Annotated in this window: 12 protein-coding genes, 1 tRNA gene and 1 rRNA gene; 6 read left to right on the forward strand and 8 right to left on the reverse strand. The window is 64.7% G+C overall.

The annotated features are described in order from the left end of the window. Positions 1-67: 67 nt before the first annotated feature. Positions 68-2,963: ribosomal RNA gene (locus tag G584_RS0110690) — 23S ribosomal RNA — on the reverse strand. 152 nt (positions 2,964-3,115) lie between these two features. On the opposite strand from G584_RS0110690, the gene G584_RS0110695 reads away from it, so the two are divergent. After that, positions 3,116-3,463, forward strand: coding sequence for a phage holin family protein (locus G584_RS0110695; protein ID WP_028494606.1), 348 nt, complete (start codon positions 3,116-3,118; stop codon positions 3,461-3,463). Here the strand turns inward: G584_RS0110695 and G584_RS0110700 are convergent. From G584_RS0110700 to G584_RS0110715, 4 genes are all read right to left on the reverse strand, one after another. Continuing rightward, positions 3,460-3,891 (reverse strand): CBS domain-containing protein, encoded by a 432-nt coding sequence (locus G584_RS0110700; protein WP_028494607.1) that lies wholly within the window; start codon positions 3,889-3,891, stop codon positions 3,460-3,462. The genes G584_RS0110695 and G584_RS0110700 overlap by 4 nt on opposite strands. A gap of 48 nt (positions 3,892-3,939) precedes the next feature. Then, positions 3,940-4,746: a universal stress protein gene (locus G584_RS0110705; protein ID WP_028494608.1), complete on the reverse strand. Its 807-nt coding sequence runs from the start codon at positions 4,744-4,746 to the stop codon at positions 3,940-3,942. Continuing rightward, positions 4,743-5,894, reverse strand: coding sequence for an MFS transporter (locus tag G584_RS0110710; protein ID WP_028494609.1), 1,152 nt, complete (start codon positions 5,892-5,894; stop codon positions 4,743-4,745). The genes G584_RS0110705 and G584_RS0110710 overlap by 4 nt, the downstream gene beginning before the upstream one ends. Before the next feature lie 89 nt (positions 5,895-5,983). After that, a tRNA-Arg gene (locus G584_RS0110715) sits at positions 5,984-6,060 on the reverse strand. A gap of 44 nt (positions 6,061-6,104) precedes the next feature. On the opposite strand from G584_RS0110715, the gene G584_RS0110720 reads away from it, so the two are divergent. Together G584_RS0110720 and G584_RS12210 are read left to right on the forward strand one after the other, a co-directional pair. Beyond that, entirely contained in the window at positions 6,105-7,922 is a 1,818-nt protein-coding gene (locus G584_RS0110720) for a peptidylprolyl isomerase (RefSeq protein ID WP_028494610.1), read from the forward strand. Between the two features lie 63 nt (positions 7,923-7,985). Next, positions 7,986-9,554, forward strand: coding sequence for a phosphoglucomutase (locus G584_RS12210; protein ID WP_051209262.1), 1,569 nt, complete (start codon positions 7,986-7,988; stop codon positions 9,552-9,554). Between the two features lie 41 nt (positions 9,555-9,595). Here G584_RS12210 and G584_RS0110730 read toward each other — a convergent pair whose 3' ends face one another. From G584_RS0110730 to G584_RS0110740, 3 genes are all read right to left on the reverse strand, one after another. Further along, positions 9,596-10,675 carry a TRAP transporter substrate-binding protein gene (locus G584_RS0110730; RefSeq protein ID WP_028494611.1) on the reverse strand — a complete coding sequence of 360 codons (1,080 nt, stop codon included), beginning with the start codon at positions 10,673-10,675 and terminating at the stop codon, positions 9,596-9,598. 80 nt (positions 10,676-10,755) lie between these two features. Beyond that, positions 10,756-11,226 (reverse strand): DUF4384 domain-containing protein, encoded by a 471-nt coding sequence (locus G584_RS0110735; RefSeq protein WP_028494612.1) that lies wholly within the window; start codon positions 11,224-11,226, stop codon positions 10,756-10,758. 36 nt (positions 11,227-11,262) lie between these two features. Beyond that, positions 11,263-11,880, reverse strand: coding sequence for a ribonuclease HII (locus G584_RS0110740; RefSeq protein WP_028494613.1), 618 nt, complete (start codon positions 11,878-11,880; stop codon positions 11,263-11,265). Positions 11,881-11,948: 68 nt separating this feature from the next. Between G584_RS0110740 and G584_RS0110745 the strand changes: the two genes are divergently transcribed. The 3 genes from G584_RS0110745 to G584_RS12215 all read left to right on the forward strand — a co-directional run. Then, complete coding sequence (locus G584_RS0110745) at positions 11,949-13,502, forward strand: carboxylesterase/lipase family protein (protein WP_028494614.1); 1,554 nt, start codon at positions 11,949-11,951, stop codon at positions 13,500-13,502. Between the two features lie 4 nt (positions 13,503-13,506). After that, positions 13,507-15,516 (forward strand): molybdopterin oxidoreductase family protein, encoded by a 2,010-nt coding sequence (locus G584_RS0110750; protein ID WP_028494615.1) that lies wholly within the window; start codon positions 13,507-13,509, stop codon positions 15,514-15,516. Between the two features lie 79 nt (positions 15,517-15,595). After that, positions 15,596-15,852: helix-turn-helix domain-containing protein (locus G584_RS12215; RefSeq protein ID WP_038050643.1), on the forward strand; the 257-nt coding region annotated here is incomplete at its 3' end.

The raw sequence follows: 15,852 nt of genomic DNA on the forward strand, positions 1-15,852 counted from the left end.
CCTTTCAAAATCCCGCGCCGCCTTTGGGCGGCAGGGGATCCAAGCTGGGGTGGCCATCAGGGCAAGGAGGGTCAAGACCTCGGACGATTGGGACCGGTCAGCTCAACGCCTCGCGGCGCTTACACCTCCGGCCCATCCACCGGGTCGTCTTCCCGGGTCCTTACCGGCTTGACGCCGTGGGAGGCCTCATCTTGGGGCGGGCTTCCCGCTTAGATGCTTTCAGCGGTTATCCCTCCCGCACATGGCTACCCAGCTTATGCCCCTGGAGGGACAGCTGGGAAACCAGAGGTGCGTCCCTTCCGGTCCTCTCGTACTAGGAAGAGCCCCCCTCAAGCCTCCTGCGCCCGTGGCGGATAGAGACCGAACTGTCTCACGACGTTCTGAACCCAGCTCGCGTGCCGCTTTAATGGGCGAACAGCCCAACCCTTGGGACCTTCTTCAGCCCCAGGATGCGACGAGCCGACATCGAGGTGCCAAACCTCCCCGCCGCTGTGGACGCTCGGGGGAGATCAGCCTGTTATCCCCGGGGTAACTTTTATCCGTTGATCGATGGCCCTTCCACACGGGACCACCGGTTCACTAGGCCCGGCTTTCGCCCCTGCTCGGCTTGCAGGCCTCACAGTCAGGCTCCCTTCTACCCTTGCGCTCTCCGGCGGATTTCCGTCCCGCCTGAGGGAACCTTTGGGCGCCTCCGTTACCCTTTAGGAGGCGACCGCCCCAGTCAAACTGCCCGCCAAGCGCTGTCCCCAATTCCTTGGGTTAGGCCCCCAGCCGCATCAGGGTGGTATTTCACCGGCGCCTCCACCGCCCCCGAAAGGGCGGCTTCACAGGCTCCCACCTATCCTACGCAGACGCGACCAAGAGCCAACACCAGGCTGCAGTAAAGCTCCACGGGGTCTTTTCGTCCTGCCACGGGTAGGCCGCATCTTCACGGCCAGTTCAATTTCACCGGGTCCCTCGCCGAGACAGCGCTCCGGTCGTTACGCTTTTCGTGCAGGTCGGAACTTACCCGACAAGGAATTTCGCTACCTTAGGACCGTTATAGTTACGGCCGCCGTTCACCGGGGCTTCGGTTCAGGGCTTGCACCCTTCCCCTTGACCTTCCGGCACCGGGCAAGCGTCGCTCCCTATACCTCCTCTTACGAGTTCGCAGAGAGCTGTGTTTTTGGTAAACAGTCGCCAGAGCCTGTTCACTGCGGCTCCCCAATGGTGCCCGGAGGCACCACCGGGAGCACCCCTTCTCCCGAAGTTACGGGGCCAACTTGCAGAGTTCCTTGGCGAGGGTTCTCCCGCGCGCCTGAGTGCTCTTGCACCCGCCCACCTGTGTCGGTTTCCGGTACGGGTTCCCATGGGTTGTGCTTAGAGGCTTTTCTTGGCTCCCTGGCTTCGGGGGGTTGTCACCCTCACGGGCTTCCCCACCACGCAGAGCTCCCGGGGAGCGGATTTGCCTACCCCCCACCCTGCGCTTCTGGCCGGGCTCGTCCATGGCTCCGGTCCCCCTAGCCTAGAGCGTCCCCCCATCGCACCCATGGGAAGGGCCGGAATATTAACCGGCTGCCCTTCGGCTACGCCTTTCGGCCTCACCTTAGGTCCCGCCTAACCCTACGCTGACGACCATTGCGTAGGAACCCTTGGGCTTACGGCGACAGGGATTCTCACCCTGTTTATCGTTACTCATGCCGGCATTCGCACTTCCCTTACCTCCAGCCGCCCTCGCGGACGACCTTCATCGGCATCGGGAACGCTCCCCTACCGCCTGGGGGATCACCCCCCAGACCCGCAGCTTCGGCGCTGGGCTTAAGCCCCGATCATTTTCGGCGCAGCGTCGCTCGACCAGTGAGCTATTACGCACTCTTTAAAGGATGGCTGCTTCTAAGCCAACCTCCTGGCTGTCTCAGCGACGCCACATCCTTTCCCACTTAGCCCAGACTTCGGGACCTTAGCTGGCGGTCTCGGTTGTTCCCGCGCTCGGACGCGGACGTTATCGCCCGCGCCCTCACTCCCAGGCTCCACCTGGGACCCTTCGGAGTTTGACAGGGTTTGGTAGGCTGGTGGGCCCCCTAGCCCTATCAGTGCTCTACAGGCCCCAGTCAGCGCCTGAGGCTGACCCTAAAGTCATTTCGGGGAGAACCAGCTATCTCCGGGTTCGGTTAGCTTTTCACTCCTAACCCCAGCTCATCCGAGGGGTTTGCATCCCCCACCGGTTCGGGCCTCCACTGGGCTTCACCCCAGCTTCACCCTGGCCAGGGCTAGCTCACCCGGTTTCGGGTCCACGGCCGCGGACTAACGCCCTGTTCGGACTCGGTTTCCCTACGCCTCCGCCTCAACGGCTTAAGCTCGCCCACGACCGTGAGTCGCCGGCTCATGCTTCAATAGGCACGCCGCAACCCCCAAAGGGGCCGCGACTGCTTGTAAGCCCACGGTTTCAGGCTCTATTTCACTCCCCTCCCGGGGTTCTTTTCACCTTTCCCTCACGGTACTGGTGCGCTATCGGTCACCCGGAGTACTTAGCCTTAGGCGGTGGTCCGCCCAGATTCCCCCATGGCTCCACGAACCACGGGGTACTCGGGTACCCTCACCTATCCCCTCCCCTTTCGCCTACAGGGCTTTCACCTTCTCTGGCGCTGCTTCCCAGCAGCTTCGGCTAGGGTCAGAGATTCGGCATCCGAGGGCCCCACTACCCCGCCCGGACAAGCCAGGCGGTTTAGGCTCTTCCCCTTTCGCTCGCCGCTACTCAGGGAGTCGCTTTCGCTTTCCTCTCCTCTGGGTACTGAGATGTTTCAGTTCCCCAGGTTCCCCCCGCCAAATCGGCGGTGACCCGTGTTCCCACGGGCCGGGTTCCCCCATTCGGACATCCAGGGATCAACGCCCGCTACCGGCTCCCCCTGGCTTATCGCAGGTAGCCACGTCCTTCATCGGCTCGGGTGCCAAGGCATCCACCGTGGGCCCTTAGCATCTTGACCCTCAAAGGCCGCTCATCACGGCCTCCAACCACCTATCCTCCACCCCAGCTTTCAAGATCCCCCGCCGCCCCTTCAGGCAGCGCAAAGAAAAAACTACCAGACCAAAACAAGACTGTCAAGGGGGGTGGAGGCTTTTGGGATAAGCTAAGGCTGTGCGTAGCCTACTGGTGCGGCTTCTCCTCAACACCCTGGCCCTTTGGGTGGTGAGCCTGGTGTACCCAGGGGTTTCCTTCGCCCGGGAGGCAGGGCTTTTGGACTACTTGGTGGCGGGTGCGGTATGGGGACTGGCCAATGCCCTGCTGCGGCCCCTTCTCCTTTTCCTGACCCTGCCCTTGAACCTCATGACCCTGAGCCTCTTCACCCTGGTGATCAACGGCATCGTGCTTTACCTGGTGGCCGAAACCACGGCCCTTCAGGTGCCGGGCTTTGCTGAAGCCCTCATCGGGGCCTTGATCCTTTCCCTGGCAAGCCTTCTTCTCAGCTGGCTTTTCCGCGACTAGCGGTTTTCCATCACGTAGCGGGAAAGCTCCTCGATCAGGACCTCCTGCTCGGTGATGATGGCCTTGACCGCATCCCCGATGGAAACCACCCCAACCACCCTCCCTTCCTCCAAGACAGGAAGATGCCGCACCCGGTGCTCGGTCATCAGGCGCATGGCCTCTTGCAAGGTGGTTTCGGGAGTCACCGTGATCACCTCGCGGGTCATGACCTCCTCCACCAGGGTGTCCTTGGAAAACCGGCCCAGGAGGACCAGCTTCCGGGCATAGTCCCGCTCGGAGAAGATGCCAAGAAGCCGATCTCCCTCCATGACCAAGAGGGCCCCGATGTCGTGCTCCGCCAGCTTGCGCAAAGCCTCCAGCACCGTGGCCTTGGGGTGAACGCTATAAACCCCTCCCCCCTTGCGCAACAGAACCTGCCGAACGGTCACAGAACCCCCTTTCCTTTAGGGGCTCATTATACCAGACCGGGCAAGCGCTTATCGCACGGTGAGCACGGGCCCCACCGCATGGCGCACCACGTGTTCCGCGGTACTTCCCAGGATCAGGCGGCGCACCGGCGCCCCCAGGGCCAGAAGATCCGAAGGGGTTTGCAAGGACAAAAGGTGCTCTGCGGGGTCGCCCGAGAAGGCAAGGGACTCCACCCGGATCCCCTGGTCCTGCAAGTAGGTCTGCGCCTCGAGGGCCCAGGTCCCTGCCTGCACCGGATCCTCGTGCACGCTCACCACCCGCACCAAAAGCCCCAGGGGTTTGGCCAAACTGGCTAAGGTGTGCAAGGCCCGCACCGCGCTTTCCGAAGCGTTGTAACCCAGGATGGCCCCCTCAATCTCCACGTAGTCGGTGGGCGCCACCAAAACCGGGGTCGGCGAGGTTCTTAAAACCCTATCCACGGTGCTTCCCAACCCCACGAAGCTTCCCCCGTGGGCTTCCCCGCTTCGGCCCATGACCAGGAGGTCTGCGGTGCGGGCATGGCGCAGGATCACCTCGTGGGGCAACCCGGTTTCCATGAAAACCTCCGCCTGAAGCCCCGCTTCCTCAGCGCTTTTGCGAATGCGCTCCAATAAGGCCTCGCCATGGGCGGAAAGGGCCTTTTCCAGCTCTTCCCGGTAGGCGGGCACGGGCACGGTAAGGGCCCCGAAGTCCATGAGCTCCAGCACCCGGATGAGGCGGGAATCCCGGACGTAGAGGGCCACCAACTTGGCGGAAAGCTTGTAGCAAAGCCACTCCGCCAGCACCTCCGCCCCCCGGGCCTGGGGAGAGCCATCCGTGGCCAGAAGAATCCTCATGGATCTATCTTACGGCCCTCAGGCCCAGCCCCCGGTTCCCGTACCCCCTGGGCCAAGGCCCAGGCGGGCAGGATCAAGGCCCCCAGGGCAAGGAGAACCGGCATCACGCCAAATGCCTCTATCAGGCGTCCTATGGGGGCGTAGAAAAGCCCGGCGAAGCCCCAGGTGAAGCCCATGAGGAGCCCGGAAACCGTGGCCGTTTGGCCCGGTTCCAACTCCTGGGCCAGGGCCACAGCCACCGGGATCCCCGCGTTCATCAAGGCCCCGGTCAGGGCCAAAAGGACCAGGTAGGACACGCCCCCTGGGGGCAGGAAAAGCAGGCACAGATACAGGGGGAGCCCGAAGGCCAGGGTCCCCGCCAAGACCGCCTTTCGCCCCAGGCGGTCGGAAAGGGTACCCCCAAGGAAGGTACCCAGGGTGGCGGAGAAGCTATAGGTGGAAAGGCTCAAGGCAATATACGCATCGGAGAGGCCCTTTTGCGTAAACCAGTAGGGCAAGGTGGTGGAAAAGCTCATAAATACCAGGCTCCTTAAGGTGGCCATCCCCCAAAGCCGGGCCACATCCCCGCGAAAGACCCTCAGGAAGTCCCTGAAACCCGCGGGCTTTCCCTGGCGCCGCACAGGAGGCAGGCGCAGGAGAAGCAGGGCCGGCACCAAGGCAAGTGGGGTTAACCACAATAGGCCCCTAAGCCCCCAGGCCCCCACGGCGAACAAGGCCACCACCGGCCCCAGGGAAAGGCCCAGGTACCCGGCGGACCCAAAAAAGGAGAGCCAAAACCCTCTCCGCTCCCTGGGAGCAAACTCCCCCACCAGGCTGGCCCCCGAGGCGTGGAAAAGGGCCGAACCCAAGCCGGCAAGCCCCAGGACCAAAAGCAGTACCTCGAACCGAGGCCATAGGCCCAAGGAGCCCATGCCCAAAGCCACCAGCACCGGCCCTAAGGCCGCCAAAAGCCTTCGGTCCAACCGGTCGGCAACGAGGCCGGCCAGAGGCTGGAAAAGGCTACCCGTGAGGGAATACACGGACACCAGAAGCCCCACTGTCCCTAACCCTACCCCAAAGTGGGCCATCAATTTGGGCAGAAGGGGCGTGAGGAAGTTGGAGAAGAGGTCGTTGACCGTGTGAAGCCAGGCTAGGAGAAGCGGCAGCACCCTCCCATGCTAAACCCCTTCCTCAGGGGGAATGTGTTACAATCCCTTCGTGCTCGTGGGCTTTCCGGTAAGCGGGGGCAAAACAAAAATGGCGCGCCCGAGAGGACTCGAACCTCTGACCTTCGGCTCCGGAGGCCGACGCTCTATCCAGCTGAGCTACGGGCGCACTCAGCGGGATGTATCCTAGCACGCTAAGGAGGAGGCGGTCAAGTGTTCGGTATTAGCAAGAAAGCCATCACCATCCTTTTCGGTCTTCTGGCCTTGGCCTTCGCCGTGGGGGCCATCCTCCTCTTCACCCCGCAGGCAGGGCAGCAGGCGCGGGGCAAACCCGTGCTGTGGGTGAACGGGAAGGCAGTTTACGAGCTGGACCTGCTCAGGCTCCAGGGAAACGATCCCCTCTACGCCGCAAACCCGCAAGGGCTTCTAAAGAACCTGGTGGACACCTATTTCCTGGAGCAGGTAATCCTCACCGAGGCCCTCAAACAGGATGCTGCCCGGATACGGGTGGGCAGCGCCGAGGTGCGCAAGGAGGTGGACCGCATCCGGGAACAGTTTGGCCTAAAGGACAAGAAGGCCTACGAGCAGTTCCTGAACCAGGTGGGGTACACGGATGCCCAGCTCAGGGGCGAGGTAAAAACCCAGCTCCAGATCCAGAAGCGCCTCGAGCAGATCCGCTCCGCGGCCAAGCCCACCCCGGAAGAGGTGCGGTTTTACTTTGAGGTGCACCAGGAGGATTACAAGGGTGAGCCCCGGGTGAAGGCCCGCCAGATCGTGGTGGACGACGCCAAGCTGGCGGCGGAGCTTCTGGCCAAGGCCAAGGCCGGGGAGGACTTTGCCGCCTTGGCCAAGCAGCACTCCAAGGTGGGTGCCGAGCAAGGTGGGGCCCTGGGGGCTGCTCCAGGAGAAAGCGAGCCCAAACCCGTGACCAAGGTGGTCTTCCCCGAGAAGGTGGCGGAGGCAGTCTTCGCCAAGCAGGGGCCTGGCCTGGTAGGGCCCATAGAGGCAGGGGGCCGGTACTACCTGGTGAAGGTGGAGGAGTACCTGCCCCCCAAGGTGCCTCCCTTTGAGGAGGTGAAGGAGCAGGTGGAGAAGGATGCCCAGGAGGCCAAGGGGAACGGGGCCCTCGAGGCCTACCTGGAAGACCTCCGCCGGAAGGCCCAGGTGCGCTTCGCCGAGGATAGCCCCTACAGCTACAAGAACCCCCCTGTGGCCAAGGTGGGCGACAGGGAAATCCTGCTGAGCGAGGTTCTCCAACCGGTTTTCTCCAACCAGCAGACCGCATCCCTCATCCAGCAGGGCCTGGGGGAGCTGGCGGTGCAGTTCTTCCTGCCCCAGACCCTGGAAAGCCTGATCGACCGCGAGCTCCTGGTGGAGGCCGCCAAGAAGAGCGGCAAGCCCTATATCGGCTCCAAGGACCAGATCGCCCAGGCCTACCTCCTCTACGAAACCCGGGGCCTCACCGCCACCGAGGAGGAAGCCCGCAAGTTCTATGCGGAAAACCCTGCCCTCTTCACCATCCCCGCCAGCGCCGAGGTGACGGGGGTGGTCTTCAAGGCCGAGGCCAAGGCCAAGGCCTTCCGGGAGGCGGCCTTAAAAGGCGGCGATCTTCAGGCCCTGGCCAAGGCCCAAGAGGGCAGCGTCACCGAGTACGGCACCGTGAACCCCAACCAGCTCCCCGCGGTCTTTGACCGCCTGGTCTTCAAGGTGAAGGAAACCTTCCCCAAGGGCCCTTTGGGGGAGGTGAGCGAGGTGGTGAAGCTGGAAGACGGCACCTTTGCCGTACTGATCATCAAAGACCGCAAGGCGGAGGTGCTCAAGCCCTTCGCGGAAGTGGCGGAGCAGGCTAAGGAAGGGATCATCAATCGGAAGCGGCAGCAGCAGGCCCAGGCCCTTATCCAGGAGCTCCGTAAGGCCGCCAAGATAGAAAACCGCCTGAGCCAGGTGCTGGCGGAACTCACCCCCAAAACCCAGGAGCCGGCAAAGTCCCCTACACAGGAGGCTCCCAAGGAAGCGCCTTCCAAGCCCTAGGCTGGAAGAAACCCGCAGGAGGCCCCAGACGCTTGGGGCCTCCTCGGTTTTTAAGATGGAAACATGGACCTCCTCAGGCTCCTCACCCTTTACTACGAAGAGCGCCCCGACCCCCAAAACCCCTTCGAGCGGGTGGCCTTCGGCACCAGCGGCCACCGGGGCACAAGCCTCAGGGGCACCTTTACCGAGGCCCACGTGCTGGCCATCGCCCAGGCCATCGCCGACCTCCGGGCCTCCTTTGGAGCCACCGGACCCCTCTTCCTGGCCAAGGACACCCACGCCCTTTCCGAACCTGCCTGGACCACGGCCCTCACCGTCCTCGCCGCCAACGGCATTGAGGTGCGCCTCGAGGAGGGCTACACCCCCACCCCCCTGGTTTCCCTGGCCATCCTGGAGCACAACGCCCACCACCCCGCCAAGGCGGATGGCATCCTCCTCACCCCCAGCCACAACCCCCCCGAGGACGGGGGGCTCAAGTACAACCCCCCCACCGGCGGCCCCGCCGACACCCGCATCACCAAGGCCATTGAGGAAAGGGCGAACGCCCTCCTTGCAGAGGGGCTAAAGGGAGTGAAGCGCCTTCCCCTTCGGGAGGCCTTGAAAAGGGCCAAGCCCTTTGACTACGTGGGGCTTTATGTGGAGAAGATCCGGGAGGCCGTGGACCTCGAGGCCATCCGGGTTTCCGGCCTGCGCCTGGGGGTGGACCCTTTGGGAGGAGCGAGCCTAAGGGTCTGGGAGCGGCTTGCCGAGGCCTACCGGCTCAACCTCGAGGTGGTCAACCCCACCGTAGACCCCACCTTCCGCTTCATGCCCAAGGACCACGACGGCAAGATCCGCATGGACTGCTCAAGCCCCTACGCCATGGCGGGCCTTCTGGCGCTGAAGGACCGCTTTGACCTGGCCATCGGCAACGATCCCGACGCTGACCGCCACGGCATCGTCACCCGAAAGGGCCTCATGAACCCCAACCACTACCTGGCGGCCGCCGTCTTCCACCTCTACACCACCCGCACCTGGCCGGGGGCCAAGGTGGGCAAGACCGCGGTGACCAGCGCCCTTCTGGACCGGGTGGCCAAGGCCTTGGGGCGGGAGGTCTACGAAACCCCCGTGGGCTTCAAGTACTTCGTGGACGGGCTCTTGGAAGGCTGGCTGGGATTCGGCGGGGAGGAAAGCGCCGGAGCCAGCTTCCTGCGCTTCGACGGCAGGCCCTTTTCCACCGATAAGGACGGCATCCTCCTGGGGCTTTTGGCGGCGGAGATCCTGGCCAAGCGGGAAAAGGGGCCCGACGAGCTCTACGAGGAGCTGGCCGAGCGCCTGGGCCGGCCCCATTACGCCCGCAAGGACCTCCCCATCTCCCCCGAGGCCAAGGCCAGGCTGGCCCGCATGGCCCCGGAGGACATCCGGGAAAGGGAGCTGGCCGGGGAGCCCATCCTCCAGGTGCTCACCCGGGCCCCCGGGAACGGGGAGCCCCTGGGGGGCCTGAAGGTGGTCACGGAAAGCGCCTGGTTCGCCGCCCGGCCCAGCGGCACAGAGGATGTGGCCAAGGTGTATGCGGAAAGCTTCAAGGGCCCGGAGCATCTCCAGGCGGTTCTGGAGGCGGCCCTCAACCTGGTGCAACGGGCCCTAGCCTAAAAGGCCCCGGGGCAGGCCCCGGGGCCCGAACCACCCGGCTCTTAGGAAGCGGGGAAGGCGAAGCCCTCGTAGCCCAGCTCCGCCACCCCGAACCAGCGGTACTGCTCCTCCCGGAAGGCCTTCCAGGCGGTGTAGACCTTGCGGTAGGTGGCGTCCTTGGCCGCCTCCTCCTCGTACCACTCAAAGGCCGCCTTCTGCGCCGCCCGCATCACCTCCGCAGGCCACTTCCGGAGGCGCACCCCGGCGCGGATGAGGCGCTGCAGGGCCGGGGCGTTCAGCCGGTCGTACTTGGCCATCATCCAGAGGTTGGCCTCCGCCGCCGCCACCTCGATGGCCTGCTGGTAGTCCTTGGGCAGGCGCCCCCACTCCCGCAGGTTCACGTAGAAGGAGAGCATGGGGCCGGGCTCGTGCCAGCCGGGGTAGTAGTAGTACTTGGCCACCTTGTAGAAGCCCAGCTTCTCGTCGTCGTAGGGTCCCACCCACTCGGCGGCATCCACCACGCCCCGCTCCAGGGCCGGGTAGATGTCGCCCCCCGCCAGCACCTGGGGCACCACCCCGAGCCGGCTCATCACCTGGCCCCCGGGGCCCGGGATGCGCATCTTGAGGCCCTTAAGGTCCGCCACCCCCTTGATCTCCTTGCGGAACCAGCCCCCCATCTGCACCCCGGTGTTGCCCCCCGGGAACTGGATGATGCCGAAGTCGGCGAAGATGGGCCGGAAGAGCTCAATGCCCCCGGCGTGGTACATCCAGGCGTTCTGCTGCCGGGCGGTGAGGCCGAAGGGCACCGCGGTGTCAAAGGCGAACACCTGGGCCTTGCCCACAAAGTAGTAGCTGGCGGTGTGGCCCATCTCCACCGTGCCCTGCTGCACGGCGTCCATCACCTGGAGCCCAGGCACGATCTCCCCTGCCTGGTAAGGGCGGATCTGGAAGCGGCCGCCGGTGAGGGCGGAAACCCGCTCCGCCAGCACCTCCGCCGCCCCATAGATGGTGTCCAGGCTCTTGGGGAAGCTAGAAGCCAGCCGCCACCGGATGGTGGGCTGGGCCTGGGCGAATACCGGGCCAAAGGCTGCGCTGGCTGCTACGCCGATACCTGCCTTCTTTAAGAAGTCACGCCGCTTCATTCTCGACCTCCCTAGCGGTCCGGGGGGATTATACCCCACCTGGGGGTGGAAAGCGCAAGCCCCCTTGCAAGTTCTTGCGGTCAACGGACGTAGAAGTAGGTCTCCGCCACCTGGTAGCGGCGGGCTCCAGAGGCATCCAGGTAGACCCTGAGCCGGGCATCCCAGTCCGTGTATATCCCTTCCAGGCGCAGGCTCCCAGGCTGGCTATCCGTGTATACGGCCCGCACTCGATGGAGACCTCTCGGGGGCGTGAGGGTGTAGCGATAAGCCCCCGGGGGGAGCAGGTGGGTGCCCCGGCCCAGGTAGAAGCGGTCGAACTCATAGGTGCGCCCGTCGGGGTCTATGGCCACCAGGCTAATCCAGCCGGAATCCGCCAGGGTGAGGAGGAAGCGCACCTCCTCCCCCACGTAGTACGTGGCCCCCGCCCCCCGGTCCGGCTCAAAGCGCAGGATGGCGGGGGAGAAGTCCCAGCGGTAACTGACCGTGACCCCTTCAAGGGTCAGGGTGCAGGCGGAAAGAAGCCCCGCCATTAGAAGCCACAAAAGCCGCATGGTTACCTCCACCCTCAGTTTAGACCCACCGCAGGCCTACTCCCCTTCAGCAAACCTTAAGGGAGCCTGGGCCACGGGGACAAAGCGCCTGCGGTGCACGGGGGAAGGCCCAAGGGCCAGGAGAGCCTCTTGGTGCTCAGGGGTGCCGTAACCCTTGTGCCGGGCAAACCCGTAACCGGGGTAAAGGCGATCCAACTCCACCATAAGCCGGTCCCGGTGCACCTTGGCCAGGATGCTGGCCGCGGCCACGCTGGGGCTATTCTGGTCCGCTTTGGGAGGGGCAAGGAGGGGCAAGGAAGTAGACACCCGGAGGTAATCGGTGACCAGGGCCTCAGGGGGTGGATCCAGAAGGTCCAAGGCCCGTTGCGCCGCAAGAAGAGTGGCCTTCAAAACCCCAAGCCGGTCCACCTCCCCTACCTCCGCCACCCCCAGGGCATGGGCTAAGGCCACCCGCCGCACCTCCTCCGCCAGGCGCTCGCGCTCCTTGGGCCTTAAGAGCTTGGAATCCCGGAAAGGGTAGCGCCCCGGAGGCAGGATCACCGCCCCCACCACAATGGGGCCTGCCCAGGCTCCCCGGCCCGCCTCATCCACCCCGGCCACCCTTAAGCCCAAGGACCAGAAGGAGGCCTCGAGGCATCCTTGCACTTCCTCCATCCCCTGGCATTATGCCCTGTATCCCGAGCTTCTTGACATCCCCAGGCATAATCTGGAAAGGTTTGGATATGAGTCCCTCCCCCTTCCGGAGAGCGGCTGCCTTAACCCTAACCCTAGGCCTTACCCTGGCCCAGGGAATCACGGTCCGTACTCCCCTCGGCCCTGCCCTGGGCCAGATAGAAAAGGGCGCCATCGCCTTCTACGGCCTGCCCTATGCGCAAGCGAACCGCTTCGAAGCCCCAAGGCCCGTGGCCGCCTGGCCCCCCGGGGTCGGGAGGGAACGGGTGGCCTGTCCCCAAACCCTGGGCACCCCCGCGCGCCTTGGGGGATACCTGCCCCCGCAAAGGGAAGACTGCCTGGTGGTAAACCTTTTCCTCCCCTTGGAACTCCCACCTCCGGAAGGCTTTCCCGTGATGGTTTACCTGCATGGGGGCGGCTTCACCTCAGGAAGCGCCGCCGAGCCCATCTACGCAGGACACCGGCTGGCCCAGGAGGGAGTGGTTGTGGTCTCCGTGAACTACCGCCTGGGCCCCCTGGGGTTCTTGGCCCTACCTGCCCTAGCCAAGGAGGATCCCAAGGCGGTGGGGAACTATGGGCTTTTGGATCTGGTGGAGGCCCTCCGCTTTGTGCAACGGTATATTCGCTATTTCGGCGGCAACCCCCAAAACGTCACCCTCTTCGGGGAATCCGCCGGGGGCATGCTGGTCTGCTCCCTCCTCGCCACCCCGGAGGCCCAAGGGCTTTTCCACAGGGCCATCCTCCAGTCGGGTGGGTGCCACCAGGTGCGCCCCTTGGAAAAGGACTTCCCCTTCGGGGAACGGTGGGCCAGGAACCTGGGCTGCTCCCCGGAGGACCTGGCCTGCCTCAGGCACCTTCCCCTATCCCGCCTCTTCCCTCCTGAAGAGCCCAAGGCCCCTCCCGACATCACCGCCGCCGTCCTGGGCTTCCCCCTTTCCCCCTTCAAGCCCCACCTGGGGGCTCTGCTCCCGGAAAACCCCTTGGAGGCTTTGGGCCAAGGAAGGGCCCGGGGTATCCCCCTCCTGGTAGGGGCCAACCTCGAGGAGCTTACCTTTCCCGGTCTGGCCTGGCTCCTGGGACCCGGGACCTGGGAGGAGTTCAGCGGAAGGCTTGCCGCCCAGGGTATTCCCCCAAAGGAGCGGGAAGCCTTAACGAAGGCCTACCAAAGGCGTTTTCCCGACTCCCGAAAGGCCTGGGGAGAGGCCCAGACGGACCTACAACTCCTCTGCCCCTCCCTGAAGGCCGCCAGGCTCCAGGCTCCCTTCGCCCCCACCTACGCCTACCTTTTCACCTTCCGGGTCCCAGGCTGGGAGGGACTTGGGGCCTTCCACGGCCTGGAGCTCGCCCCCCTTTTCGGAAACTTCGAGGAAATGCCTTTTCTTCCGCTTTTCCTCAGCGCCGAGGCCCGGGAAAAGGCCGAGGCCCTGGGAAAGCGCATGCGCCGCTACTGGGTGAGCTTCGCCCGGGAAGGGGAGCCCCGGGGCTGGCCCCGCTGGCCCACCTACGAGGAAGGCTACCTCCTCCGGCTGGACGAGCCCCCAGGCCTCCTTCCCGATCCCTACGGGGAACGATGCGGTGCCCTCGAGGCCCTCGGGCTACTATAGGGGCATGAAGGCCCGCGCCACCTGCCCCCTGGACTGCCCCGACGCCTGTAGCCTCCTGCTCACCCTTGAAGAGGGAAGGCTCTCCCGGGTGGAGGGGGATCCCCGCCACCCCGTCACCCAAGGCTTCGCCTGCGCCAAAACCTACCGCTACCCGGAAAGGGTGAGGGAACGCCTCCTTTACCCCATGCGCCGGGTGGGGAAAAAGGGAGAAGGCCGCTTTGAAAGGATCTCCTGGGAGGAGGCCCTGGAGGAAATCGCCGAAAGGCTTAGGGCCATCCTGGACACCCACGGGGGGGAGGCCATCCTCCCCTACCACTATGCGGGCACCATGGGCCTTGTGGAAAACCAGCATCCCCTGGCCTTCTTCCGGGCCATAGGGGCCAGCGAGCTAGAGGAAACCATCTGCTCCACCGCGGGAAGCGCCGCCTGGGAGATGACCTATGGTCCCAGGCTCGGCCCCGACCCGGAGGAGGTGCCCGAGGCCCGTTACATCCTCCTTTGGGGCATCAACAGCCTCTCCACCAACAGCCACCTCACTCCCTTTCTCAAGGAGGCGAGAAGGCGGGGGGCCAAGGTGGTCCACATCGACCCCTACGAGAACCCCACCAGCCGATTCGCCGACGAGCACATCAAGCTCCGCCCGGGAACCGACGCCGCCTTGGCCTACGCCCTGGCCCACCTGCTTTTCCGCGAAAACCTGGTGGACTGGGAATACCTCAAGGAGGCCGCCACGGGGTTGGAAGCCTTCCAGGAGGAGGCCCGGAAGTGGCCCCCAGAAAGGGCCGAGGCCCTCACCGGGGTGCCCAAGGAGGCCATGGAGCGGCTGGCCCGGGAACTGGGGGAAGCCAAACGGGTCTTCCTCCGGGTGGGCTACGGGATGACCCGGCACCCGGGCGGGGGGAATGCCCTAAGGGCAGCGATCCTCCTTCCCGCCCTTGTAGGAGCCTGGCGCTACCCGGGATGCGGGGCCCTTCTTTCCACCAGCGGGGCCTTTCCCCTCAACAAGCGCTTCCTGGGGGGAAGGCATCTTCTGGAAGGATCCCACCCCCATGAGGGCTACTTCCGTCCCAACCCCAGGGTACGCCGGATCAACATGAACCAGCTGGCCAGCGCCCTCACCCGGCTTGCCCCCTCCATCCGGGCCCTCTTCGTCTTCAACTCCAATCCCCTGGTGGTGGCCCCGGACACGGGAAGGGTCAAGGAAGGGCTTTTGCGGGAGGACCTCCTCACCGTGGTCCTGGAACAGGTCCCGACGGAAACCGCCCTCTACGCCGACTACCTCCTCCCCGCCACCTTTTTTTACGAGCACCCCGACCTTTACACCAGCTACGGCCACTACTACCTCTCCTGGAACGAGCCCCTAACCGAGCCCGAAGGGGAGGCCAAGCCCAACACCTGGGTCTTCCGGGAACTGGGGAGGAGGCTTGGCCTAAAGGAACCCACCCTCTACTGGACCGCGGAGGAGGTGGCAGAAAGCCTCCTGGATGTGGACCACCCCTACCTTGCGGGCATCAACCTGAAGAGGCTTAAGGAGGAGGGGTTTGTGAAGCTCAACCTCCCCAAGCCCTTCCTGCCCTTCAGAAACGGCCCCGTGCGCTTTAGCCCACCCCCTGAGGTCATCCCCACCCAGACCCTCCCCGGCTACCCCTTGATCCTCCTCACCCCCCCGGCCCACCGCTTCCTGAACACCACCTACGGGAACGTCCAGGCCCTGGTGGAGGCGGAAGGAGGCGAGCCCAGGCTTCTCATCCACCCCAAGGACGCCGAGGAGCGGGGGATCACCGAGGGCATGCTGGTCTACATCCACTCCCCCCAAGGCAGGGTGGTGCGCAAGGCCAAGGTGACGGAGGCCCCCATGCCGGGGACGGTGGTCCTCGAGGGCACCTGGTGGGAAAAGTGGGCCCCGGACGGCAAGGGCATCAACCATCTCACCGCGGAAACCCTCACCGACTTAGGGGGCGGAAGCACCTTCCACAGCACCCCGGTGGAGGTGGAACCCCTCCGCCTGGCCTGATTGAACCCGGACAGACACATGTGAGACGCTGAATGGGATAAAAAGATGGGGAACCGACCCGAGAGAGGAGGTTCCCCATATGCAGCTTACCACGGTTGGCCGAGCGATATGGAAAGGAGCTAGCCAAGGGGCAAGACTGGCCGAGGCCGGGGCAGGCGACCCGGATGTCCAGGAACGCCTGCGCAAGGTGAAGTTGGTGAAAGCCCTGCGGGAGGGCAAGAGGAGGTGGGAGGAGATTCAGGAGCTTTTGGGCATCAGCCGGGCCACCTACTACCGCTGGGAAAGGGCCTTGAGGGAGAAGGGGCTAGCCGGACTAAAGCCCAAGTCCCGCCGCCC

Source organism: Thermus antranikianii DSM 12462 (genome assembly GCF_000423905.1).
Lineage (GTDB): Bacteria > Deinococcota > Deinococci > Deinococcales > Thermaceae > Thermus > Thermus antranikianii.